This is a genomic window from Dyadobacter flavalbus (assembly GCF_006149045.1).
In the GTDB taxonomy this organism is placed as follows: Bacteria; Bacteroidota; Bacteroidia; order Cytophagales; family Spirosomataceae; genus Dyadobacter; species Dyadobacter flavalbus.
On the sequence record NZ_VBSN01000038.1, the window covers coordinates 411,761 to 437,001 of the forward strand.

Sequence of the window (25,241 nt, forward strand, 5' to 3'; positions counted from 1 at the left end):
GCGGTTTAGGATTTGGATAATTCAGTAAACAACATTTTTTGATGTTCAGTAAGATTGGTCGGAATTTTAACGTTCAGGGTTACATAAAGGTCGCCAAACTGTCCTTCCTGCTTGTACACCGGAAAACCTTTTCCTTTTAACCTTACAACACTTCCGTTTTGCGTTTCCGGCTTGATATTGAGCTTCACCTTCCCGTTCATCGTATCAGTAACAAGTTCTCCGCCCAGAACGGCCGTGTAAAGATCAAGATCTGCTTTCAGGTGAAGATCATTGCCGGCTCTGCGGAATTTTTCATCCGGTTCAATAGCAAAAGTTATGTACAGGTCTCCGTTCGGACCGCCGTTTGAGCCAGGCCCGCCGTGACCTGAAATTTTAATGGTTTGTCCGTTTTCAATGCCGGCCGGCACATTGATCCTGATATTTCTGCCGTTTACAGCCAGCGTGCGTTTATGCGTTTCATAGGCTTCCTTCAGAGTCAGACGAACTTCCGCCTGATAATCCTGGCCTCTGAACCTTGCCTGTCTGCCGCCTCCGCTGAAACCGCTTCCGGAACCGAACATGGATTCAAAAAAATCAGAGAAACCGTCGCCGCCGCCCGAAAACCATTCACCTTCCTGACGGCCTGCACTGGCCCGCGACTGTCTGGCTTTTTCAAATTCCTCGCTGTACTGCCAGTCTTTTCCGTACTGGTCATATTTTTTTCTTTTTTCCGGATCGCTTAGCACTTCATTGGCTTCGTTGAGTTCCTGAAATTTCTTCTGCGCTTCCTTGTCATTGGGGTTAAGGTCCGGATGATATTTCCGGGCCAGTTTCCGGTACGCGTTTTTAATCTCTTTTTCGTCCGCTTTTTTATCTACTCCAAGCGTCTGATAATAATCTACAAAGGGCATAGCAAATCAATTTATAATGTAGAATATTCAATTTTGACAATAGTAAATAAATCTATTTCCGTTCCAGCATTTTCAGATAAAGATCTTCCACTTTTTTACGTGCCCACGGCGTTTTTCTCAAAAATTTCAGACTGGATTTTACACTCGGTTCAAACTGGAAGCTGTTTATGTTCACATGATATCCCATTTGCTCCCATCCGTAATAATCGACAAGTTCGTTGAGAATGGCTTCCAGCGTTTTGCCGTGAAGCGGATTATTCGGTTGTATTTCCATATCTTTTATCAGATTAAGCAATGGTTTAAAGTAGATTTATCACCCTGAATAATTATTATGCGGAATGATTAGTTCAAACTTACAAAACTTGTTTATGGATCAGATCCGATGGGGAATTCTTGGCTGCGGAAATGTTACCGAAGTGAAAAGCGGACCTGCTTTCAGCAAAGTCGCAAATTCCAGTCTTGCAGCCGTTATGCGCAGAGACGCAGAAAAAGCAGCCGGTTATGCGCAGCGGCATCACGTTCCGAAGTGGTATGCCAGTGCCGACGAGCTGATCAATGATCCGGAAGTCAACGCCATTTACATTGCTACACCGCCGGATGCGCATGAAGAACTTGCGATTAAAGCGATTCGGGCAGGAAAACCGGTTTACATTGAAAAACCGATGGCCAGAAATGCAGCGGAATGCGAGCGGATCATTAAAGCAGGCAAGGAAGCAGGAATCCCGGTTTTTGTGGCTTATTACCGAAGGGCGCTGGATTATTTTCTGAAAGTAAAAGAACTTGTTGACTCGAAGGTGATCGGTGATGTGCGGTTTGTAAGTATTTGCCTGCAATGGCAGCCTTACGAAGAAGAAGTTGGTGAAAATGCCAGACCGCGCTGGCGTGTTGTTCCTGAGATTTCCGGCGGCGGACATTTTCACGACCTTGCCTCGCATCAGTTTGATTTTCTGGAGTTTGTTTTCGGGCCGGTGAAAACGGCGCAGGGAATTTCAAGAAACCAGGCAGGATTGTATGAAGCCGACGATATTGTGGTGGCCAGTTTTGAATTCGAGTCCGGCGTACTGGGAAACGGAAGCTGGTGTTTTACAATTGACCAAGCACAGCGGCAGGACGAAGCACAAATTACAGGTTCAAAAGGAAAAATAACGTTTTCTTTTTTTGAAAAATTTGACATTATCGTTGAAAATGAAGTCGGAACAAACGTGATCCATATTCCGTATCCTGAACATGTGCAGCAGCCGCTGATCGACCTGATTGTAAAAGAACTGCGCGGCGAAGGAAAAAGCCCGAGCAACGGCGAAACCGGCATCCGAGCAAGCCGCATTATGGACGAAATCTGCAAGAAATAATTCAATGCTGGCAGCTTTTAGCTTTTAGCCGTTGGCTTCCGGCTTTCAGCTTTTTGAACAGGAATTGATCAGTAAAGAAGATCTGGTAAAAACTTTTAACCGAAACTGAATTCAATCAATCGCTAATCAGAAAATGAATATTAATATTGCAGCTGTGAGCACAACTGCATAATTATTTAGGTTAAAGCAATACAAAAAAGCCGCGAAATTCAGTTAATTGAACAATATAAACTCCAAATTCAATAGTCATGGCAAAAGGTAAAAATCTTGACAAAGGAAGCGCAAAAAAAGAGCCTGAGAAAAACCTGAAAGAGAAACGTGCCGAAAAAAAGGCTAAAAAGGACAGTAAAAAAGATTACTGACCCGTTTCCGAAAGGTTGCATGGATAGTTAAACCGAGCGCAGCCGGATGCCAAAAGAATTCCTGAAGGCAACCCGGCTGCGCTCATCACAACAATCCTAAATCAATAAGGTCAGAAAATGTTGTTATAAATATTTCCAAATGAATTTATAACAACAAATGACAAAATATGACTACAAATAACAATCCGTAAATTTCTTTGATTCAGACCGGTTTTGCTTCAATAAACTTCCCGGTTAGTCTTGTATTTTGCCAGCCGCTTCTTTGATCTGATAATCTTGGAATTGATACGGTTCTTTTCATCGGAAGTCATCACATCGTCGGCCTGGGCCTTTTCAATGGCCGCCCGTATCAGATCCTGCTCGCGTATCAGTTTGCCGTATTCCACAGCTGTCACTTTTTTATCCTTGTAAGCCGATTCGATCTGATCATTCATTTTTTTCAGATCCGACTCAAAATCCTGCGCATGAACAGCAACGCCGGAAAGAATTAAAACGGAGGCTATAAAAAGGGATTTCATTATATAAGGATTTGCTGAAAGAAATATTTTCTGAACGCTGCTAATTTAAAAAAGTGTTTTTTTCGTAAATCATTAAATTTAGTTTCTGGTAAAATTTAAAGCAAGTTCCGGGTTGAACAGAAAGGATTAAAACGGCACATTTGCGGAAAAGAAGCACTAAAAACATGAGCCGGGAAACTTATCATTACGAGAAAATTGCAAAAGCCATTGCCTTTATTGTTGCTAATGCAAAAGCGCAGCCGTCCCTTTTCGACGTAGCAGAGGAAGTCAGTATAAGCCAGTTTCATTTTCAGCGCGTATTTACGGAATGGGCCGGCGTAAGCCCGAAAAGATTTCTGCAGTACATAACGGCGGCGTACCTGAAAGAAAAAATCCGTGAATCGTCCAATCTTGCTGAACTGGCAGAATCCGCTGGGCTTTCCAGCCAGAGCCGTGTTTACGATCATTTTATTACGCTGGAAGCCGTTACTCCGCTGGAATTCAGGAATAAGGGAAATGGTGTTTCCATAACTTACGGCTTTCATGAGACGCCGTTCGGTGAGTGTTTTATTGCCGTTACCGAACGCGGCATTTGCGCCATGGCTTTTGTGGATGAGGTCACACGAAACGAGCAGTTAACCTTGTTAATGAAAAAATGGGTGAATGCAGCCATTTCGGAAAACCATATTGTAACGCAGGATTATGTAAACCGGATTTTTGATCCTTCCGGACAAACACCCGTCAGGCTGCCGCTGATTGTGCATGGGACCAACTTCCAGCTAAAAGTATGGGAAGCACTGCTGAAAATTCCGAATGGCTCGGTAACTACTTATCAGCAGATTGCCAAAAGCATAGGCGTGCCGGGCGCCGTTCGTGCAGTCGGAACGGCAGTTGGGGACAATCCCGTAGCTTACCTGATTCCATGTCACCGCGTCATCCGGAAAGAAGGCATTCTGGGCGAGTACCGTTGGGGAAGTCTGCGTAAAAAAGCGCTCATCGGATGGGAAGCGTCACGGCTGGAATTGCAAAACTCACTTGTTCCTTAACCCTGAATTTCCCTGAAATGCGGAATAAAATACACAAATTTATACATTTCAAAATTGAACAATTGCAATTTTAAAAATGGTTAATAAATTAATATACAATAATTTATAACTTTTTTAAATACAACTATTTTATTATGGACTGAAAATGGAAATGACAAGTTCAGTTATTAACCAATTATACAGTTCAAAATGAAAAACAATATCGTACGTTCGCTCGCAATTGCAGCATTATTCGTTACAAGCAGTCTGACAGGATTCGCTCAGTTTTCTCTGGGTCTGCAGGGAGGTATCGCAAAGTCAAATGTTGAAGATTCCAAAACCGTTGCCGGCGGTGGCGTTAACCTGCGTGTATTCGCATCGCCTAAACTTGCATTCGGGGTTGCCGGAAAAATTTATGCAGACGGAAGCGATTATACCATTGCCGGACAAACGCTAAGCTCCACCGGAACGCTCATGCCGGTTACAGGAACTGTTGATTATTTCTTCTCTGAAAGCTTTATCCGTCCTTACGTCGGTGCGGATGCCGGGGTTTATTTCTCCAAATACGACGCCAAATTCAACGGCAACACCATTCTTGAATCATCGCGCCACAGCAACTTCGGAGCAGCACCGCGTGCAGGTTTGCTTTTCGCGTTCGGCAACGTCGGAATCCAGCTTGAAGGGATTTATCACTTTGTGTTCGGGAACAAAAACCATAGCTCTACAACCGGTTCTGCAAGCAATGTCGACTTTGAATCTACCAAAAATTTCGGCGGTGTCAACGTTGGTGTCATTTTCGGAATTGGCGGAAAATAATTGTTTGCCGCTATATAAATGTTGTAAAAACGCGCTGTACAGCGCGTTTTTTTGTTGCTATCTATTCATGCATTAACTTGCCTGCTTTCAAGCCAAAACCGATTTGCCTGGTATGATGCCGCCTTTTAAACAACAGCTTTGCACATGGCTTGAATCTCTGCACTTTCACTGTAAGGAAGAAAAAACAGCCGGACTTTTCTGCCGGTTAAAGGTTTTCAGCGGAGAAAATCTCTTAATGGAAATTACACCTGCAGAAACCGCAGAATGGCATAAATCGGGTACGCTGGAAAAATGGCAGGCTGAAATAAAGCAAATAGAAGAACGCAGGGAAAGCGGATTGAAATCGGTTATTTTATGGGATGACTTGTGGATGACCAGAACTGAAATCATAAAATCGAGGATCAGCGCTGCGTTGGGCATTTCCCAGAAAATTCCCGGAAGGCTAACCATGGTACGCCGGATCGACAAGGCAACTGCATTTTCCTTTATTGAAAAAAATCATCTGAACGGCGACGTAATGTCCAAATACCGCTACGGACTTTTTCTTCCGGCCCGGTATTACCGCGTTTTGAATAAAGGTTTTTATCAGGATACGGCAACAGAAGAACTGCTGGTAGCTGCCGCGACTTTCAGCCGCCCGCGCATTTTCAGACGTAACGAGCAGCCATTCCGTTCCTATGAACTGATCCGGTTTGCAAGCCTGCTGCACAGCAATGTTGTCGGCGGGCTCGATAAATTACTGCGCGCATTCATCCGCGAGCGCAAACCGGATGACATCATGACTTATGCGGATCTGGAATGGTCGGATGGCTCCAATTATGAAAAGCTCGGCTTTGAGAAAATATCCCGTATTGCGCCGATCCCGTTCCATTTAAACCCAGAATCCATGCAAAGGAATTCACTTCCGGACCAACTAAATGCGCATCAAAATGATTCTGAAAATTCGTTAACGGTTTACAACGCCGGAAGCATCAAATACGTAAAAACGGTTGTTAATTGAAGATTATGGTTCCTCTGCTCGTCATCATCGGCCCTACTGCTTCGGGGAAAACCCGGCTGGCAACAAGGATTGCGAATGAAATCAACGGCGAAATCATCAGTGCGGATTCCCGTCAGGTTTACAGGAAAATGGATATCGGTACCGGTAAAGACATCGCTGAATACCAGATTGGCGAAAAAAATATTCCATATCATCTGATCGATATCTGTGACGCGGGCGAACAGTACAACGTCAACGATTTTCAGCATGATTTTGAAAGAATTTATCCTGAAATCATAGCAAACGGGCATGTTCCTGTCCTGTGCGGCGGAACCGGTTTTTACATCTTTTCCTTGCTGAAAGGCCATGCCTATGCGTCGGTTCCGGTGAATGAAGCACTCCGGAAGGAACTGGAAACTTTGCCGGCGGAAGCCCTTTTGATCCGTTTTAAGCAACTGGATTCCGCTTACAGGAATCTGGCGGATACATCCACCCGCAAGCGCCTGATCCGCGCCATTGAAATTTCCGATTTTCTGATCAGAAACCCCGATGCAGACCTATTTGAAGCAAAAGGACAGAACAAGTATAATCCGCTTGTATTTGGCCTCAACCCGGCTGTGGAAACCAGACGGGAAAGAATAAGCAAAAGGCTGGAAAGCAGGCTTCAAAACGGACTTGTGGAAGAAGTGCAATCGTTGCTGAACGGCGGGCTTTCTGCTGAGCAGCTGATTTATTATGGTCTGGAATATAAATATGTAACCCAATTCCTGACAGGCGAACTGACATACAACGAAATGAAGCAGCGGCTTGAAACGGAAATCCACCGCTTCGCCAAACGGCAGATGACTTTTTTCAGAAAAATGGAAAAAGACGGAATTCAGGTCAACTGGCTTCCGGAGGATTATTCCGAATGTGAGAAAATACAGGCAGTTACAGAAGGGTACAATAATTTTACAAGCCGGCTTTCCTGAATGGGAACTACGGATTTATCAACGACTGATTTCAATATGAACAAAAAAATAAGCAGCCTTTTACTTTTGCTGGTCCTGAGCATTACCGATGCGTATCTGCTTGCACATCCCAATCTGATCGGAAAACTGGGCATCCTGATTTACAAGCACAGCTATATCAAGGATTTTCCACGCGCACTGGCAACAGTTCTGATCGTAGTTATTATTTCCCTTCTGATCTGCGAAGCTGTTTTTCGCTTTGTAAAAAGAAATACGGCAGTGATCATTTATGCAGCACTTGTTGGGTTTGCGGTTTTCTGGCTGGTTTATGTTTACACGATGTTTTCCAGCTTTGCGTACCGCATTACGGGCAAGGCCTTTATATACGGCGCGCATCTTCTGCCGGTGATTCTGGGCGGAATGTACGGGCGTTATCTGATCAGGAAACTGCTGGTTCCGAAAACAGTACCGGACGCAGGCCCGGAAAAAAGCAATCCGGAAAGCACATCCGTCTGAAACCATGCACTTTGTAACATTTGGCCTTTTTCTACATTCGATTGAATTATATCATTGATCAGTGCATTGGCAGGATATAATTGCCCTGCCTCTCATTTTTCACAAATAATACACGGATTATAATAGAAAGTACGCAGTTTTTTAAGATATTGCGGCTTGTGTCGGATCAGGAAATGGTTACTCCTGATTTCATTTAACACAAAATTAATTTATTGGATAAGTAAATCAGTAACTAAAAAAATCTTTGCATTGACATGGCCTGACTTACATTATCTTGTCATTAACCTTTTTAATTTTATTCTTATAATATGTCCCAAATAGCCGAATTAACCCTTGATGGTAAAAAGTACGAGTTTCCCATTACAGAAGGAAGTGAACACGAAAAAGCGATAGATATAGCCAAGTTACGCGACCAGACAGGGTATATAACGATTGATGCAGGTTACAAAAATACGGGCGCCACGAAAAGCGCAATCACTTTTCTGGACGGCGAAGAAGGAATACTGAATTACAGAGGTTACTCGATTGAAGATCTGGCAGAAAAGTCATCGTTTCTTGAAGTCGCTTATTTGCTGATTTACGGCGAACTTCCGACCGAGAAACAACTTGCTGATTTTGAACATGAAATAAGAACGCATACGCTCGTTAACGAAGATATGCGCAAGATTTTTGAAGGATTTCCGGTCAATGCGCATCCGATGGGCGTGCTTTCCTCGCTTGTCAGTGCGATGAGCGCCTTCTATCCGGAAACACTGGACGACAATACGGAGGAAGTTACACAGCTGCATATCATCAGGCTGCTTTCCAAATTGCCGACTATTGCCACGTGGTCGTACAAAAAATCGCAGGGACACCCGGTCAATTATCCGCAGAATGATCTGGATTACTGTTCCAACTTCCTGAACATGATGTTTTCCTTGCCGGTCGCCAAGTATAACGTGGACCCGGTGGTTTCCGCTGCTCTGAACAAATTACTGATCCTGCATGCAGACCACGAACAAAACTGCTCCACTTCAACAGTAAGGCTGGTCGGTTCTTCTCAGGCGAATATCTATTCTTCCATATCTTCGGGCATCAGTGCGCTGTGGGGCCCGCTTCACGGAGGTGCAAACCAGGAAGTGATCGAAATGCTGGAAGCCATCAAAAATGACGGCGGCGATACGCAGAAGTACATCAATATGGCCAAGGACAAAAGCAGCGGATTCCGTCTGTTCGGCTTCGGGCATCGTGTTTACAAGAATTTTGATCCGCGTGCACGTATTATCAAAAAAGCCGCAGATGATGTCCTGAACAAACTGGGCATTAACGATCCGATCCTGGAAATTGCTCAAAAGCTGGAAAAAGCGGCGCTGGAAGATGAATACTTCGTTTCCCGCAAGCTGTACCCGAACGTTGACTTTTATTCCGGAATCATTTACCGTGCATTGGGTATTCCGACCAATATGTTTACGGTAATGTTCGCAATCGGCCGTTTGCCGGGCTGGATTGCACAATGGAAAGAAATGCGTACAAACAAAGAGCCCATTGGCCGTCCGCGCCAGATTTACGTCGGCGCTCCGAAAAGAGAGTTCGTGCCGATCAGCGAAAGAGGATGATTTTATAAATACCTGTAAAACGAATGCCCGGACCGGAATCCGGGCATTTGCTTTATTACAGAAATAATGATCAGGGCGAAAGACGTTCGATCAGCCAGGAACCGTCCTCCGACCTGACGTAACTCAGCCTGTCGTGCAGACGGCTTGGCCTACCCTGCCAGAATTCGATATAATCCGGAATAACGCGGTAACCGCCCCAATGTGGCGGCCTCGGCACTTCCCGGCCGCTGAATTCCTGTTCAACCTCTTTGGTCCGGTTTTCCAGAAAAGCGCGGTTCTCAATCACTTCACTCTGATAAGACGTCCATGCACCGATCTGGCTGCCGCGCGGGCGAACAGCAAAATATTCACTGGATTCCTGATCGGACGTTTTTTCAGCTTTTCCTTCAATCCGGACCTGCCTTTCGAATTCTTTCCAGAAAAATGTAAGGGCAACCTGCGGCTCGGATGCTATTTCCCTGCCTTTTTTGCTGTTGTAATTGGTAAAGAATGTAAAACCTTCTGAATCCAGATCTTTTAACAATACAATTCTTGCAGAAGGCCGGCCGTTAAATAAAGTACTCAGCGTCATGGCGTTCGGTTCTGTAACGCCTGCACTAAGCGCTTCGCCGAACCACAATCTGAACTGATTGAGCGGATTAGGCTCCAAATCGCTCTCAAGTAATCCTTTTAAATTGTAATCATGACGAATTTTGGCAATATTATGATCCATGGATGGAATATGTTCAATGTTAGGAAACCAAAAGTAGCCATTTCAGAGGAAAGATTATTAGATTTGTAATCCATAAGATACGTACAGACGAAACCAGAATTACGATGGCACAAGAACAACAGGAAGGGGTCAATAGCGAAGAGCAGGAAGACCTGACACCAAAAACGATTGACACCCTTGAAATTGATCTTAACAACGAGTTGACCGAAGAACATGAGGAAGAGGTGCCGGACGTTGATTATAGTCAGCTGTCTAAGGAGCAGCTGGTGAATTTGCTAGAAAATGAGCTGGCATCCATTAACGGTGAAGGTTCAAAACCAGCTCAGTTAAAAAAATCGGAAGCAGTGGTGCGAAGCATACGCCCTGTTCTTGATCAGATCAAACAGAAAGACAGAGAAGCGGCATTGAGCGCATTTATTGCCGATAATGGCAGTGAAGAAGGCTTCGAATATAAATATGATGCGGAAACGCAGAAAATAGACTCGCTCAGCCGTGAGATAAGAGGCCTTAAAAACGCTTATTATCAAGGGCAGGAACGGGAAAAAGAAAAGAATTTCAATGTTAAAACCTCGCTGCTGCAAAGGCTCCGCACCTTGCTCGAAGATGAAGGCAACCGCGAAACGGATGCTTCGGGACTTAAATCAAGCTGGGAAGAGTTCAAGAAAATTCAGGATGAATGGAAGCAGGCCGGAAATATTGCTTCGCCGCATAACGGAACGCTGTGGGCTACCTACAACGCACTCATCGACCGGTATTTCAGCAACAGGAACATTTACTTTGAATTAAAGGAGCTTGACAGGCGCCGCAATGCGGAACTGAAGGCAGAACTTTGCGAGAAAGTGGAAGAACTTGGAAAATCACTGGAAAACCGTCCGATGACTAAGGAAATTCTTGCCGAAGCCAATCACATTTTTGAAGATTACAAGCATTTGGGGCCGGCCCCGAAAGAAGATCAGGAAAAATTATGGCAGCGGTTCAAGGAAGCCATGGATGTTCTTTACAACGCACAACGCGGACAGTTTGCGGAGCAGAAGAAATCCATGCAGGAAAATTATGACCAGAAGCTGAAAATATATGAAGCCATTGAACCTTTTACGACTTACAATTCAGGAAGTATAAAGGAATGGAATGCCAAAACAAAGGAAATTATGGCATTTCAGGATCAGTGGGTTGCGCTGAAAGGCATCATGCCGCGTGAGGAAGGAAAAGAACTCAGCAAAAAATTCTGGGCTGCATTAAAGACTTTCTTTAACAACAAAGGTGAATTTTTCCGTCAGCTGGAATCCAAACGTGAGCAGAACCTTGAACTGAAAAACCAGCTTTGCGAAGAGGCAGAAGCCATCCTTGCAAGCGGCGACGACAGTCCGGGTTCCACGCAGAAAATCATTGAACTGCAAAAGAGATGGAAAGGCATCGGCCAGGTTCCTGAAAAGTTCAAGGATACCATTTATGATCGCTTCAAAAAAGCCTGCGACGCATTTTTCAACCAGAAGCGCGCCAAAAACAAGGAAGTTGAAGACGAATTCGAAAACAACCTGAAACGCAAAACCGATCTGATCGAACGAATTGAGGCAGCAGCTAAAAGCAAGGACGAATCGTCCCTTAATTTGCTGAGTGCATTCAAGAGTGAATGGAACTCCATCGGGTTCGTTCCGAAGAAAGATATGCAGTCGATTCAGAAACGTTACATTGCTGCCATCAATACGTATGTCAGTGCAATCGGACAGTTATCTTCCAAGGAAAAAGAACAGGCTGTGCTTGAAAGTGAAGTTGAGCTGGTCAGGGATGGCGATAACAGCAGAGGGCTTTACCGGAAGGAAAGTGATTTCAAACGCAAGATTACTCAGCTGGAAAATGACATTGCATTGTGGCAGAACAACATTGAATTTTTTGCAAAGTCTAAAACTTCAGATCGTCTGAAGGCAGAATTTGAGCGTAAAATAAATAATGCCTTAAATCAGCTGGAAGATTTGAAACACCAACTGTCTATTATTCAGGAGGCTATCTGAAACGTAAAAAAAAGTTTAAAAATATTGGCTGAAAGGCTTGCAACGAATGGTGTTTAATACTAGTTTTGCACCATGATAACGGATTAAGAAACGGTATCAAAAAAGAGGCCTCCATAGCTCAGCTGGTAGAGCAACTGACTTGTAATCAGTAGGTCGTTGGTTCGATCCCGACTGGGGGCTCTAAAAAATCAAGCACTTAGCATCTTAATGTTAAGTGCTTTTTTTATATTTGACCCAGTGTTGCAATGAATGTTGCAATGTAATTCCTACTCACCTACGACGAGGTTAGCTGAATGTCTTGTAAATCTGAAAGATTATGCAGCAAACAACTCTCACACCATCACTTTTTTTGACCGCCGCGGTTGTGGCAAAGGGGTACTATCGGTTAAGTACTTCATTTACTTCAATGGAACACAACGCCTGATTGCTACTGGCATTTTGCTAGACGAAAAGGATGCAAAGTTTATCCAATCTTACCGGAAAGCCTGCTTACGAAATTTTTCCAGAGGGAAAGAACTTCCTAAAATTACGGATGTGGAGCAAAAGTACATTTATGAGTTGCTATACACAGGATCACGGCTGGTTTAACATTTTCAAAAGGATTTTGCATCAAAACATTTTTGGTCACGCCAATGATTGTAAGCGTCTGATCGCTCAGCTTCATTGTTTTTCCGATCGGATCCTCATAATTGATCAGCTTCAATGCGGCTTCATTTAGAATCACAGCGGCACTGTCTGTGCTGTATTGTTAACAAAAGATCGCCCGGCAATCAGCTCAATTCCAGCTGTCTTTTCATAGTCCCAGTCTGCCATGATTACATTGATACTAACATTGCTACCAGCATCTTTCCCATCCTAGCTGAAATGTGTAAAGTCACTATTAACCCAGCTCATTGAACTGGAAGCTTTGGCCATGGATTGGATGTATCCGGTTCTTAAAAGATCATATTTAAGGGCATTGTAATTTTTAGTGAGGTCGCTACTCGCATACAGCGTAATCAGGCTGTCAGGATTGTAGCCAACGGACCGACTTTTGGCAAAATGTACTTGTTGATATACGATTATGGACGAAATTATCAGCGTGATGGATATGAAGAATTGTGAAACCACCAACACTTTACGAAAACTTACCGATCTGAGGAGTTGTCAGAATACGGACTGGATTGCCTTTTAATGTATTTAGACTTAAAAAACCCAATACTTCCCACCAATATCGTAATGCCGCTTTACGCGGCCCGGATGATTTGAGGATTCAGAAAGTGTTTGCATCATCGCCCTTCCATAATCAGCACGGGCATTACCCTGCTACTCCTCTTCCACTATACGTTTTCCTATTAACCAGTATGCAGTTACCATGGTGACGTTAACACTACGGTAGGCTTGTTGCCGCGCCAGACGTAAAATATTCTGTATATCGATTATTACTTGCATGGTATCATTATTATCAAACCGGACCAAACCCTGACAATTCTGTGTCCATGGATTGCCGAGACTTTGCAAGTGCACTTGCAAAACTACTTCGATACTACTTTCGGCTATCTGATTTCAGTAGCGCTTCACACTAGATAAATTAATACCTGTAAAGCTACCGATTTTACGGACTCAAATAGCTGATAGATAGCATCTATACCATCAATTAAATACTTATCGCAATATTGCGATATGGTATTTTTATGCTATGTTTGCAGCATGGGAGTTACGAGAACAGAAATATTCACTGAGCAGCAGAACCGCATTGCGGATCTGGCAAAAGCATTTTCGCACCCGGCAAGAGTAGCGATTTTGCAGCTTCTGATAGCACGTAAAGCATGCGTTTGCGGTGACCTGGTAGATGAACTGGAACTTGCCCAAGCTACTGTTTCTCAGCATTTAAAAGAGCTAAAACGGATCGGCATCATTCAGGGAGAGATTAACCCGCCCCGCGTATGTTACTGCATCAATCCCGCTGTTTGGGAGGAAGCGCGGCGAGCATTCGGCTCAATCCTGGAATCCTTTGAGGGAGTGACCTGCTGTAACTAAACGGGTATTTTTTTGAGCTAATCAATCGCAATATTACATTATAACAATGAAAGCTATAATCAATCAGTTGAATCCAATGTCCTGGCAGGCCTTCAAAAGCACGCTTGAAGAAAATCCTGGCCTGCACCTGCAATTTCAATATGCAGCAGGCAAGTTTGTGGACCGATCATTTCACATCACCGAGATTAAACAGGCTCCGATTGTTTCGGTTGATTGCGGTGGTGTAATGAACAGCTGGACGGAGATAATCGTGCAATTGTGGGAGCCGCCTGTCAGTGAAACCGAGCACTCGATGCTGGTCAGCAAAGCTCTCAAAATTGTAGACTTGGTCGAAAAGTCGTTACCGCTTAAACCGGATGCGGTTGTAAAAATCGAGTTTGGCAATTCAAAATTTGATATGCGCCAAATGTACCCGGCTGAACTTTTGCCTGAAGGTGATAGCTTCATTGTCAATCTGGCTGCGGACTTCACGCAGTGCAAAGCACTAATGCGCGATCAATCATGCGGAACGGGTCCTGCGGCTGCCTCCTGCTGTGGCCCGGCTCCTGAAAAAGAAGAATTGCAAGCTGCCAGTGCTGATGGCGCTGCATGCAAACCAGGTTCCGGATGTTGCTAATTATCAATCAATGATCTTATGAAACGAATTTTAGTATTATGCACGGGCAATTCCGCCCGCAGCCAATTGGCGCAAGGGTATTTACAGCATTTTGCAGGTGACCGCGCAGAAGTATATAGCGCCGGTGTAGATCCCAAAGGTGTAAACCCGGTTGCTGTTCAGGTAATGGCCGAAGATGGTCTTGATATCTCGCATCATACGTCAAACCATGCCGATGAATATACCGGCATTGCGTTCGACTATGTGATCACCGTCTGCGATAATGCACGTGAACAGTGCCCTTATTTCCCATCAGCCGGTGAACTGATCCACCATAGCTTTTCTGACCCTGGCCATACCGAAGGTGAAGATCTCGTATCATCATTCCGCAGGGTCCGGGATGAAATCAAGGAGTACAGCCGCGAATTTATTCATCAAAAACTGACTATCTGATGGCTTTCGTCATTCGCCCCCTTACAGAAGCTGACTGGCCGCTGGTAAAGCTGATTTACCAGCTGGGCATCGATACCGGCAATGCGACATACGAAACCGGCGCGCCGGAAATCGATGCGCTGAAAGCAAAGTTTCTTGCCCAGCCGCAGCTTGTGGCCGAAGAAAACGGCCACGTTGTCGGATGGACATTGCTGTCTGCTGTTTCCAGCCGGTGTGTGTATGGCGGCGTGGCTGAAACAAGCATCTACATTCATCCGCAGTTTCACGGGCGCGGCATTGGCCGGGCGCTTTTATCAGACCTGGTATCGGTAAGTGAAACACTCGGTTTCTGGACATTGCAAGCACAAGTATTTCCGGAAAACAAGGCGAGCATTGCACTTCATGAAAGGCATGGTTTCCGGAAAGTCGGCTACCGCGAGAAGCTTGGAAAACGGAATGGGATCTGGCGCGATGTAATACTGCTTGAACGCCGCAGTTTGGTAGCTGGTAATGATTAATCATCAACAATTTATAATGAAAAAAAAGCTTTCATTTCTTGACCGATATTTGACGGTCTGGATCTTCCTTGCCATGCTTTTGGGTGTTTCCATCGGGTATTTGTTCCCTGGTGCACCCGGTTTCATCAATCAGTTTAATTCAGGCGCTACCGATGCGCAGGGCGTGAACGTGCCGTTAGCGGTTGGGCTGATTTTGATGATGTACCCGCCGCTTGCCAAAGTGCGCTATTCGGAACTTCCACAGATATTCCGGAACACCCGAATTCTTGGCCTTTCACTGCTGCAAAACTGGATTGTGGGACCATTGCTGATGTTTGGCCTGGCGGTTGTATTTTTACCCGACAAACCGGAATACATGACCGGTCTCGTCATGATCGGTATTGCTCGTTGCATTGCAATGGTGATCGTCTGGAATGACCTTGCAGGCGGCGACCGCGTGTATGCGGCCGGGCTGGTAGCATTCAACAGCATTTTTCAGGTACTGTTTTATTCAGTGTATGCCTACGTGTTCGTAACGCTGCTACCGCCATTATTTGGGCTGAAAGGATTCCAAGTTGATATAACCATCGGGGAAGTAGCGCAGAGCGTCTTTATCTATCTGGGCATTCCGTTCCTGGCCGGCATTATCTCGCGGGAAATACTGACCCGGTTATTCAGTCAACATTGGTACGAAAAAAAGTTTTTGCCAGCCATTAGTCCGATTACCCTGATTGCATTACTGTTTACAATCGTGGTGATGTTCAGTCTGAAAGGGAATCTGATTGTGAGCATCCCATTGGATGTACTGCGCATTGCCCTTCCCTTATCCATTTATTTTCTGATCATGTTCTTCTCTGCCTTCTATCTCTCAAAGCGCGCAGGCGCGGACTACTCTAAATCCACATCCCTGGCGTTCACGGCTGCGGGCAATAATTTTGAATTGGGCATTGCGGTGGCGATTGCTGTGTTCGGCATTGATTCCGGGGCTGCTTTTGCGGCAGTCATCGGGCCGCTGATCGAAGTGCCGGTGCTGATCCTGATGGTCAATTTCGCCGTAAGACAACAGCGCACCTTTTCCAAATAAGGTTTTGTTTACATACGTATGTCGTTATGCTGATGAGCAAAAAAGGCCATTGTTGCCTTCTTGTCTTCATCTGGCTGATTCCGTTAAGTTTGAACAAGATTCCTCAGAAAGCCGGTATACGCCCGTAACTGGTTTGGCTGAATAAAATCATAAAACTGGTCATGGGTCGTGTGTAATTCCATATAAAATAGCTTCCAATTCAGGCTTAGGTAAAGAATCAGGGCTAACTCCTGGTTGCTGATCTGATAGCCTGTTTGATAGCTTTTCAGCAAAATGGCATAAGTCTCATCAAAAGCTTGTTGCATCATCCGTCCAGCATAAACATCCAAAGCTAAGTGTTGCCAAAAACAAACCAACTCATACACCAACCAGCCGTACCCCATAAAATCAAAACAACGCTTGCAGTTGCTGAAAGGGTTCTTCCATCAGATCTGCAATGGGATAAGATACTGATACTTCCGCCTGTTTGAGAGCTAACAGCAGATAAACGCTGGATTACACTACAATAAGGCCGGATTTGGCTACTTAGTTATGCTGTTATCTGCGGAATTTTGCTTTGTATCTAAACAAAATGCTATGCAAATATTAGTAACAGGCGCGACTGGTTCCTTGGGCAGTGCCGTGATCGAAACGCTTTTGAAGAGGATCCCAGCCAGCAGCATTGCCATTCTGACAAGAAATGAGGAAAAACGATTTTCATTTCAGGCGAGAGGTTTTTTGGCTTACCTGGGTGATTTCGACGATATCCCTTCGCTGGATAATGCCATGAAGGAAGTTGAAATGGTATTGCTGATTTCAGCGGGCGATGAAGGCGACAGAATGCAGCAGCATCGTAATGTGGTAGATGCGGCTAAAAGGGCAGGTGTTTCCGGAATTGCGTACACAAGCCGCGCCCTGAGAGACCAGGATACTTTGTCAAACCCCTTGATGGCTGACCACTTTGCCACCGAAGACTACATCCGGAAAAGCGGCTTGCGTTACACAATATTTCGCAATGCCTTGTACATGGATGCTATTCCGTTGTTTGTTGGAAGACAGGTTTTCCAGACAGGCATTATCCAATCCGCCGGAATGGGTAAAGTTGCATTTGCGCTTCGAAAGGAAATGGGGGAAGCAATTGCGAAGATTATGTTGAATGAGGGCTGCCAAAACAAGACTTACAAGTTTACAGGCGGTATGGCATATTCGTTTGATGACATTGCCCACGCTTTGACTGACCTGTCTGGAATAGAAGTAAGCTACACACCGGTTGAAAGTCCGGCTTTTGAAGCGATCTTGATAAAGAAAGGTATTCCCGCAGCTGTAGTGAAAAAGATTACCGATTTTAATACTGATATTCGTAATGGGCAGGAATCCGAAGTGACTGATGACCTCGCCCGCACAATTGGGCGACCGCCTGTTTCACTGAGGGAAGGTTTGAAAGCACTATTTGGTTTGTAGACAATCTTAACATGAAGTCAGTTATAGCGCCAAGGCACATTCGTACAATCAATGAATACCACCGTTTGATGGAGCTGCCCAAGCCCGTGCATCCACTGATCAGCGTGGTAAGATTTGAAGATATCAAAGCCCGGCCAGGTACAGGGCCGAAAAGCATCAGCCATCATTTCTATACGATTGCGCTGAAGAAAAACGTCCAGTTGAAGTTAAAATATGGTCAGCAGGATTTTGATTTTGATGAGGGCTTAATGGTCTTTATGTCACCTGGACAAGTACTTTCGATTGATTCTGCAACCGAAGAGGATTTTAAACATACCGGCTGGCTTCTACTGATCCATCCTGATTTCTTATTAAACACGCCTTTGTCAGTCAAGATAAATCAATACGAATACTTCGGCTATCATCTGCGCGAAGCGCTGCATCTTTCCGACAAAGAGGAAGCATTGATAGTAAGCCTGTTACAGCAAATTGAGCAGGAATATCATGCCAATATGGATGCATCCAGCCACCCGGTGATGATCGCGCAATTGGAATTGTTACTTACGTATGCCGGGCGCTTTTACCAACGCCAGTTCCTAACGCGCAGGGTATCAGGGCATTCCATTTTAGAGCGGGTGGAAACATTATTGGCCGAACGTTTTAAAGACGACGTGTTAGCTACCCGGGGCGTCCCCACTGTTGAGTCGCTGGCAGAAGCCCTGCATCTGTCTTCTGATTATCTAAGCAGGTTGCTGACTACATTAACAGGACAAAGCACCAGGCATTTTATACAAGACAAGCTTATTGAGCTGGCAAAACAAAAGCTTTCCACTTCTGACCTGTCAGTCAGCGAGATTGCCTTTCAGTTAGGGTTTGAGCATGCCCAGTCGTTTAGTAAATTCTTCAAGACTAAAACTAATTATTCACCAGCAGCATTCAGACAATCGTTCAATTAAGGACTGCCGAGACCATTGCTTCACATTGATGTACATATTATGTCGTCGACTACTAGTTTATATATTCTCGCATCTTGATTTCTCATGTATAAGTGTGCCCTTGACTGTAATAATATTTTTTACAGCGACCTTAATGAAACATATTACAGCTTTGGACCGGTTCAGCAACAAACCTTAAAGATGTGACAGAGCCGGACAGCAAGCATTACCTTGAACTATCCCATCTGGCCGATCAGATATTGCATTAACCAATAAGCGAGAAACAACTCAGGAAGAAGTAGACCGTTTAAAACAGAATGGATACCTGAATCATCACAATCTTGGCAAACTTTCCTAATCCTTAATCGTACTTATTTCCCAGTAGTAATACTTTCACTTGCCATCTTCTTTCAATGTATATGAACAGAATATCAGATTATTGTCTATCACAACATGGGGTCAGTTGTATGTGCAGAGTCGGAAGAAATGTACAGCTTGCGGTATTTAAAAAAAGTACATCAGAGTTTTTTTGCTTCATTCCGCTCCAAAGGTGTGTTTGTCATCACCTGCCAGATTATAGAACAACCACTGTTTCTGCGTACTCCAAAGCGACGGCTTAGTAAGAATCGTTAATTGAGCAAACGTTTATGAAAGATATAACTGTCAAATACTCGAGGTTATGGGAGAAAGAACTTTTGATCACTTTCTCAATAGCGTTGCTCTGCATTTCTTACGCCGTTTCGGATCTCGCAAAATTTTAATACTTTGTGCATCAATCGTGCCGGGTGAAATACCATTTAAACCCTTCTATATTCCAATGACAGAGATCGAAATTTTGATTAACCAGACTGCAAATGCTTACGAGTGGACAAACAAACTCCTTGAAGCAGTTCCCTTCGAAAAATGGGAAATCATACCCGATACGATTGAATCCAACATGAACTGGCAAGTCGGGCATTTAATTATCAGCCATTACTTTCATTCAATAATGGTGATCAGAGGACATCAAACCGATATGCTCAGAAGCCTCCCAATCAAAGAATACAGTGAGCTCTTTACAACATCAGCTCCTGCCCTTTCCGTGGGTAAGACCAATGCCCTGACACTGCTGAAGGATCTGAAAATCATACAACAAAAGTCTTTGGAAATATTAGGAACATTATCCATTCAAGATCTGGATAACCCGCTGGAACCAACCCCTACTGCCCACCCGATTGCAACAACAAAATTTGAAGCAATTGACTGGAATATCAAACACACGATGTATCACTGCGGACAGATTGGCATTCTTCGGCGGGTCGTTGATCACCCTTATGATTTTGGCCTAAGACTAACCAGATAAATAACATTGTTGTCTTAAATAAACCTTGTGGCTGTTGCACAACATCAGTTGTCGATTTTGCGGGCAGTTTTGTCACTGAAATCTCTTCCAATAGTCCTTCTCCATTTACACCATTCTCTTTGCGTCCTCCAAAAATGGCAATTCTGATTAGTGCATCCATAATAGTAGTTGCTATTCATGCCAAGCTGTTAAGGGTGAAATAAAGTAATGCCGATTGATCAATCTTATGTGCACTGACGGCATAGTTGTTTTAAAATCATACCTAACTAAATGCCAGTAAATTTATCTATTCCTTAAATGACAACCCCATATGGCCAAACGGTACAAATACATTTATTAATGGGTAAGGATGCTGGCTTGAAAGAATTAGCTTCTATAATCATTGAAGAGTAGAACAAAAAAAACGGCCGATTTCCAGACCAGGCTACTGGCTAACCGAAATAATTAACCATCAATCTAACCTTAAATTTTATGGCAAATCAACAATTCAAAGAATGTATCGATGCATGCGTGGCATGCGCCATTGCTTGCAGTTATTGTGCAACGGAATGTTTGAAAGAAGAGCACGTAGGGCATATGGCAAAGTGCATTCAGCTTGATCTGGAATGCGCTGCCATTTGTCGAAGTGCTGCCGAAGTAATGAGCCTCGGCAGTAGTTTCAGTGCACACCTTTGCCGTATTTGTGCAGATGCGTGTAATGCATGTGCCGATGAATGTGAAAAACATGCTGAAATGGGTATGGACCATTGCCGCCAGTGTGCAGAAGCTTGCCGGAACTGTGCCAGCGTATGCGAAGGAATGGCAACGCCTGTTTAATCCAAATTAGAAATAGAATGCGAGAAGGTAATCAAAACGGTTACCTTTTTTTGTCTAAAGAGTACATCTTGTAACTTAAAAACACTTGGAAAAGGGGAATGTTATCATGTTTGCTACCTTATGGACTTTGTCATTAACCAGTCTGTATTTGGTTCTCCACCCACAATTAATATTTAACAGGGGCATTATAGACAAAATTTACATATATGATTTTTCAACATTCGTGTACGTTGTAATCATCTCAGTAAGTGCCTTAGCCCCCAACCTGGCCAGATATCAACAAATGCTGCAACTTGAACAAGTCTTCAAAAAATTGACTTACTCTAAGTATTCTTTTCTTCTAAAAGTTTGACATAATACAAATTATCCCTAGTACAAATCCAGCCCAAAATCACTGTAACAAAACTAGATGAATCCATAAACTTAGCAGACCAATTTCCTGTAACAAACTGATAAGCATAGATCTTTTATTCGCATTTTAACTTACGATTGTGTAGTTAAATCCTGGTAAATCATTTTCTGTTAATGTTTCAGATTAGGAAAGCCCATGGACTCATTATGCTTTGTGCAGCATTTGATTGAAGAAGTTTTTCTTATCTTAACCGCAGAATTCTCACCATCCGGGTGTCTGTGTTTAGAGGTAGCAACCTGACACAAGTTATCATAAACACTACAACTCGCTCCAAAACATGATTAAACTTGCCAATACCAAAACAACCTTCGACCGGGCAGTAATTGTACCTGGCCTATCATTCATTATAGGTATCTGCCTTTTATCAGTATTGTTTCCAAATCCTACGGAAGCTGTCCTCAATCGTGTTAAAGAGTTCATTTTCGTAAACCTGAACTGGATCTATGTATGGTCCGTAACCATTTTTGTCATCTTTCTAATTTACCTGATGTTCAGTAAATACGGGGACATTAAATTAGGAGCAAACGACAGCATCCCCGAGTATTCCTTTTTTTCATGGATCTCAATGCTGTTTGCCGCCGGAATGGGAATTGGTCTGATGTATTTTGAGGTTGCCGAACCGATGTCCCATTATGCCACAGACGCGTTTGATGCAAACTTGTATGTCAACAAAGCTAAAAACGCACAGCTTTACACTTTTTTTCACTGGGGAATACATGCGTGGGCTGTGTATGGCCTGGTAGGACTATCTCTGGCTTATTTTACCTTCAGATACCGGCTGCCATTATCCTTACGGAGTTGTCTGTATCCTTTGCTTAAAGATAAAATAAATAGCAACTGGGGTACAGCTATTGACGTTTTTGCATTGTGCAGTACTTTCTTTGGCATCACAACGACGTTGGGATTTGGTGTAATCCAAATTAACACGGGTCTGAAAACACTGGGTATTCTGCCCGAAACCAGTTTTGTGTACCAGATCGGAATTGTCACTGTTCTGGTTATGCTTGCGATCTTTTCAGCAACTTCCGGCTTAGATAAGGGTATTAAAATTTTAAGCAACATCAACATTGGCGCAGCGGTTGTGCTACTGTTGTTTGTGCTCGCCTTTGGCCCGACAGTATATCTGATCGGCAGCTTCACGGAAGGGCTTGGCAACTACATCAATAACTTCTTTAATATTACCTTCAATACGCATGTTTACGATCAGGCAACACTTCCCTGGTTTTACAACTGGAGTATTTTATACTGGGCCTGGTGGATTTCCTGGGCACCCTTCGTAGGATTGTTTATTGCCAGAATTTCAAAAGGGCGCACTATTAAGTCTTTTATATCCGCAGTTCTAATTGTACCTACTCTTTTCAATTTTATCTGGATGTCTATTTTTGGAAACAGCGCGATATGGACAGATTTTAACGTAGCCGAGGGAGCTTTAAGCAGACTGGTGAACAATCCTGATGCCCTGATGTTTGCTTTTCTGGAATATCTGCCCCTTTCCACGATATCCAGCACGCTGGTTATTTGTATCGTGATTATCTTTTTTATGACTTCAGCAGATTCCGGGATTCTTGTTCTGGACAGCATTGCAACAAAAAATTCAAGTAAATCCCCGGTGTGGCAAAAAGTTTTCTGGGGAGTTTTACTTGCCGTACTGGCACTGATGCTCTTAAATGCCGGCGGGCTGAAAGCCTTGCAAACGATGACGCTGATTACAGCGCTGCCCTTCTCGGTGATTATGCTGCTTTTCGTAATATCGCTAGTGAAGGCACTTGCCATTGATTATAAGTATTACCAACGCAGCTTTTCTGTTTCGACCGTTCCATGGTCTGGCGAGTTCTGGAAGACGCGTCTAAGCCAGATGGTTTCTAAAAAAACGCGTCGTTCTGTCGAGGACTATATCAACGTTACGGTCAAGGAAGCATTTTCAGACCTTCAGAAAGAATTCGCCTTAAACCGCATCAAGGTAAAAATCAGCTCCGGCACGGATCCGGTCAGCCTGGAAATTGAAATTGAACATAACATCATCAATAACTTTAAATACGGAATCAGATGTCAGGAAAAACTTGTGTCCGAATTCTTGATGGAAGACAAAAACCTGCCGGACATCCATGAGAAAACCGCATACTATCCAAAATCCTACTTCGGTGACACCCGGGAAGGGTACGATGTGCAGTACTTTACAAAAAATGAGCTGATCAGTGATGTATTAAAACATTATGAGCGGTTTTTTGCCATCATATCCGAAGAAGCGAATGAAATGTTCATAACCAGCAATGCCAATATCAATAAGCATGGAGCTTAATAAATGATTTTGTTAATTGGCAGAAAAGGCATTAAAAAGAACTCAGGCCTGAAATAGCGTGCATTAAAAATATGGTTTTAGTGCATGCTGGAAATAGTAGTTGATTTCTCTTTGCACTAAATCCGTGGATAAAGGCTGCTTGCAAGATTTACATGTAGCACATTTATTACTACTTTGCCAATGACAGCTGCCGGGGCATACCAGAAACGGCTGCCCGGTTGCATTTTAAGATTTTTAGTACCCTGTTCATTAATCAGAACTTAGCACTAGGCTGCGTCATGGTAAATGCTGAAATAAATTCAACTATGCCGGGCAATGCATGGATAAACCGGTTACAAGGCAGCCTTTTCTACATATAATTTGATTGAATCACTTTTGAATCTGACCTGCAGCCAATTTTTTATTTTAGAAAAATCGCGGCTGGTTTGCCTGATGTTGGAGGTACCCAGGATTACAACTGTATAGTTGCTAGTCTTGCCGGCATCCGCATAAAAGGCTTGCTGCTCTGCCGAACAGTACCTGATTTCAGGGAAAAGTGGCTTGATTTCCTTAAACAAAACACTGGTAAACTTCTTGGCAGCACCCATGCTGTCCTGCTTTTGAATATTGCGGCTCAGTTCAGTTTTGAGCTGGTTGATTTCAGCCTGGTAGCGGTCACTTTGCGAGAGCTCGGCAGGGACATCGTTGATAGAGAACCCTTGCTGAATGGTAAGGGTTGTCGCTGCTAATCCATAAATCCCTTTCCGGTTCTCCAAACGTTTCTTTTCAGAATCGGCTATGAGCTTGCCCCCATAAATAAGTTTGATTTGCTTTTTCGCAGCATCAAGCTCGTGCTTCAAAAGAAAATCGCCTTCAATGTAGCTTTCATTGTTAATGAAGTTATTGGCATTTTGAATAAAATGTTCTTTTTGTACGAGCAGGTATCCGTAATAGATACTGGGAATGGTTGTCAGCAATACCAAAAAGCTGACCCAACGGTTAGCCATCCTCTTCTGGTATTCATTGGCATGGTCTCGGATCGGGTATTGAAGCAACCTGACAGTAATCAACGTTGCACTTCCAATAAATACAGTATTGATGGCCAGCAAATACAACGCACCAAAAAAGAAACCCCAATTGGCAGTCGCCAGTCCGTAACCAGCCGTACACAGCGGCGGCATTAACGCAGTAGCGATGGCAACACCTGGAATTACATTCCCTTTGTTTCTACTGGAAATAGCCACGATTCCTGCCGACCCTCCGACCAAGGCAATGATCACATCATAGATATTGGGCTGCGTCCTTGCCAACAGTTCGGAATGCGCCTGGTAAATGGGTGTAATATAAAAATAGGTTGCAGACGTAAGCAAGCCGGCTACAATAGCAAACATGTAGTTAACCAGCGCTTTTCTAAAAAGCAAAAAATCGTAGGTGGCAATACTGTAACCCATGCCCAGGATCGGGCCCATCAAAGGTGAGACCAGCATGGCCCCGATAATAACGGCAGTCGAGTTAACATTCAACCCTACAGAAGCAATAAATATCGCAAAAATCAGGATCCAGAGATTGGTACCTTTAAACTCAATCCCGCTCTCAACCGTATCGTGAATTTTTGTATACTCCTCACGTTCAGAAGAAATGTCAAATCTTCTCAGTAGCTTTTCAATGATCATAGCATTATTTACGGAAACATAAAATCAATCAGCGTACGC

24 protein-coding genes and 1 tRNA gene are annotated in these 25,241 nt (G+C 43.8%); 19 read left to right on the forward strand and 6 right to left on the reverse strand.

Features of this window, described 5'->3' with window-relative positions:
- Positions 1–5: 5 nt before the first annotated feature.
- Positions 6–890, reverse strand: coding sequence for a DnaJ C-terminal domain-containing protein (locus FEM33_RS13435; protein ID WP_139012520.1), 885 nt, complete (start codon positions 888–890; stop codon positions 6–8).
- Between the two features lie 52 nt (positions 891–942).
- On the reverse strand, positions 943–1,164 hold the full coding sequence (locus tag FEM33_RS13440; protein ID WP_139012521.1) for a VF530 family protein: 222 nt from the start codon (positions 1,162–1,164) through the stop codon (positions 943–945).
- 94 nt (positions 1,165–1,258) lie between these two features.
- On the opposite strand from FEM33_RS13440, the gene FEM33_RS13445 reads away from it, so the two are divergent.
- Positions 1,259–2,239 carry a Gfo/Idh/MocA family protein gene (locus FEM33_RS13445; protein WP_139012522.1) on the forward strand — a complete coding sequence of 327 codons (981 nt, stop codon included), beginning with the start codon at positions 1,259–1,261 and terminating at the stop codon, positions 2,237–2,239.
- A 580-nt stretch (positions 2,240–2,819) separates the two neighbouring features.
- Here the strand turns inward: FEM33_RS13445 and FEM33_RS13450 are convergent.
- A complete protein-coding gene (locus FEM33_RS13450) occupies positions 2,820–3,119 on the reverse strand; it encodes a hypothetical protein (RefSeq protein WP_139012523.1) in 300 nt (99 codons plus the stop codon).
- Between the two features lie 164 nt (positions 3,120–3,283).
- Between FEM33_RS13450 and FEM33_RS13455 the strand changes: the two genes are divergently transcribed.
- From FEM33_RS13455 to FEM33_RS13480, 6 genes are all read left to right on the forward strand, one after another.
- Complete coding sequence (locus tag FEM33_RS13455; protein WP_139012524.1) at positions 3,284–4,144, forward strand: methylated-DNA--[protein]-cysteine S-methyltransferase; 861 nt, start codon at positions 3,284–3,286, stop codon at positions 4,142–4,144.
- A 189-nt stretch (positions 4,145–4,333) separates the two neighbouring features.
- On the forward strand, positions 4,334–4,939 hold the full coding sequence (locus FEM33_RS13460) for an OmpW family outer membrane protein (RefSeq protein ID WP_139012525.1): 606 nt from the start codon (positions 4,334–4,336) through the stop codon (positions 4,937–4,939).
- A 235-nt stretch (positions 4,940–5,174) separates the two neighbouring features.
- Entirely contained in the window at positions 5,175–5,939 is a 765-nt protein-coding gene (locus FEM33_RS13465) for a hypothetical protein (RefSeq protein WP_139012526.1), read from the forward strand.
- A 5-nt stretch (positions 5,940–5,944) separates the two neighbouring features.
- Positions 5,945–6,889: a tRNA (adenosine(37)-N6)-dimethylallyltransferase MiaA gene (gene miaA / locus FEM33_RS13470; protein WP_139012769.1), complete on the forward strand. Its 945-nt coding sequence runs from the start codon at positions 5,945–5,947 to the stop codon at positions 6,887–6,889.
- Positions 6,890–6,925: 36 nt separating this feature from the next.
- Positions 6,926–7,384: a CobD/CbiB family protein gene (locus FEM33_RS13475; protein ID WP_139012527.1), complete on the forward strand. Its 459-nt coding sequence runs from the start codon at positions 6,926–6,928 to the stop codon at positions 7,382–7,384.
- A 308-nt stretch (positions 7,385–7,692) separates the two neighbouring features.
- Positions 7,693–8,979, forward strand: coding sequence for a citrate synthase (locus tag FEM33_RS13480; RefSeq protein ID WP_139012528.1), 1,287 nt, complete (start codon positions 7,693–7,695; stop codon positions 8,977–8,979).
- 70 nt (positions 8,980–9,049) lie between these two features.
- On the opposite strand, the gene pdxH is transcribed toward FEM33_RS13480, so the two are convergent.
- The gene (gene pdxH / locus FEM33_RS13485) at positions 9,050–9,691 is read right to left on the reverse strand and encodes a pyridoxamine 5'-phosphate oxidase (protein ID WP_139012529.1); all 642 of its coding nucleotides are present in this window, start codon (positions 9,689–9,691) and stop codon (positions 9,050–9,052) included.
- A 104-nt stretch (positions 9,692–9,795) separates the two neighbouring features.
- Between pdxH and FEM33_RS13490 the strand changes: the two genes are divergently transcribed.
- The 7 genes from FEM33_RS13490 to arsB all read left to right on the forward strand — a co-directional run bounded on the left by FEM33_RS13490 (position 9,796) and on the right by arsB (position 16,327).
- Positions 9,796–11,700 carry a DUF349 domain-containing protein gene (locus tag FEM33_RS13490; RefSeq protein ID WP_139012530.1) on the forward strand — a complete coding sequence of 635 codons (1,905 nt, stop codon included), beginning with the start codon at positions 9,796–9,798 and terminating at the stop codon, positions 11,698–11,700.
- Between the two features lie 107 nt (positions 11,701–11,807).
- Positions 11,808–11,880: transfer RNA gene (locus tag FEM33_RS13495), tRNA-Thr, on the forward strand.
- 1,509 nt (positions 11,881–13,389) lie between these two features.
- A complete protein-coding gene (locus FEM33_RS13505; protein ID WP_139012532.1) occupies positions 13,390–13,719 on the forward strand; it encodes an ArsR/SmtB family transcription factor in 330 nt (109 codons plus the stop codon).
- Between the two features lie 46 nt (positions 13,720–13,765).
- Positions 13,766–14,335, forward strand: coding sequence for a DUF6428 family protein (locus tag FEM33_RS13510; protein ID WP_139012533.1), 570 nt, complete (start codon positions 13,766–13,768; stop codon positions 14,333–14,335).
- Between the two features lie 18 nt (positions 14,336–14,353).
- Entirely contained in the window at positions 14,354–14,767 is a 414-nt protein-coding gene (locus FEM33_RS13515; protein ID WP_139012534.1) for an arsenate reductase ArsC, read from the forward strand.
- A complete protein-coding gene (locus FEM33_RS13520; protein ID WP_139012535.1) occupies positions 14,767–15,264 on the forward strand; it encodes a GNAT family N-acetyltransferase in 498 nt (165 codons plus the stop codon). Before FEM33_RS13515 ends, FEM33_RS13520 begins: the two co-directional genes overlap by 1 nt.
- Before the next feature lie 16 nt (positions 15,265–15,280).
- On the forward strand, positions 15,281–16,327 hold the full coding sequence (arsB, locus tag FEM33_RS13525; protein ID WP_201747746.1) for an ACR3 family arsenite efflux transporter: 1,047 nt from the start codon (positions 15,281–15,283) through the stop codon (positions 16,325–16,327).
- Between the two features lie 83 nt (positions 16,328–16,410).
- On the opposite strand, the gene FEM33_RS13530 is transcribed toward arsB, so the two are convergent.
- A complete protein-coding gene (locus FEM33_RS13530) occupies positions 16,411–16,710 on the reverse strand; it encodes a hypothetical protein (RefSeq protein WP_139012537.1) in 300 nt (99 codons plus the stop codon).
- A gap of 193 nt (positions 16,711–16,903) precedes the next feature.
- On the opposite strand from FEM33_RS13530, the gene FEM33_RS13535 reads away from it, so the two are divergent.
- The 5 genes from FEM33_RS13535 (at position 16,904) to FEM33_RS13555 (ending at position 23,550) form a co-directional block, all read left to right on the forward strand.
- Entirely contained in the window at positions 16,904–17,767 is an 864-nt protein-coding gene (locus tag FEM33_RS13535) for an SDR family oxidoreductase (protein WP_139012538.1), read from the forward strand.
- Positions 17,768–17,778: 11 nt separating this feature from the next.
- The gene (locus FEM33_RS13540; protein WP_139012539.1) at positions 17,779–18,702 is read left to right on the forward strand and encodes a helix-turn-helix domain-containing protein; all 924 of its coding nucleotides are present in this window, start codon (positions 17,779–17,781) and stop codon (positions 18,700–18,702) included.
- 658 nt (positions 18,703–19,360) lie between these two features.
- Positions 19,361–20,023, forward strand: coding sequence for a DinB family protein (locus FEM33_RS13545; RefSeq protein WP_229214237.1), 663 nt, complete (start codon positions 19,361–19,363; stop codon positions 20,021–20,023).
- A gap of 471 nt (positions 20,024–20,494) precedes the next feature.
- A complete protein-coding gene (locus tag FEM33_RS13550; RefSeq protein WP_139012540.1) occupies positions 20,495–20,839 on the forward strand; it encodes a four-helix bundle copper-binding protein in 345 nt (114 codons plus the stop codon).
- A gap of 689 nt (positions 20,840–21,528) precedes the next feature.
- A complete protein-coding gene (locus FEM33_RS13555) occupies positions 21,529–23,550 on the forward strand; it encodes a BCCT family transporter (RefSeq protein ID WP_139012541.1) in 2,022 nt (673 codons plus the stop codon).
- A 332-nt stretch (positions 23,551–23,882) separates the two neighbouring features.
- Here the strand turns inward: FEM33_RS13555 and FEM33_RS13560 are convergent, their stop codons facing one another.
- Positions 23,883–25,202 (reverse strand): DUF389 domain-containing protein, encoded by a 1,320-nt coding sequence (locus tag FEM33_RS13560; RefSeq protein ID WP_139012542.1) that lies wholly within the window; start codon positions 25,200–25,202, stop codon positions 23,883–23,885.
- Positions 25,203–25,241: the final 39 nt, after the last annotated feature.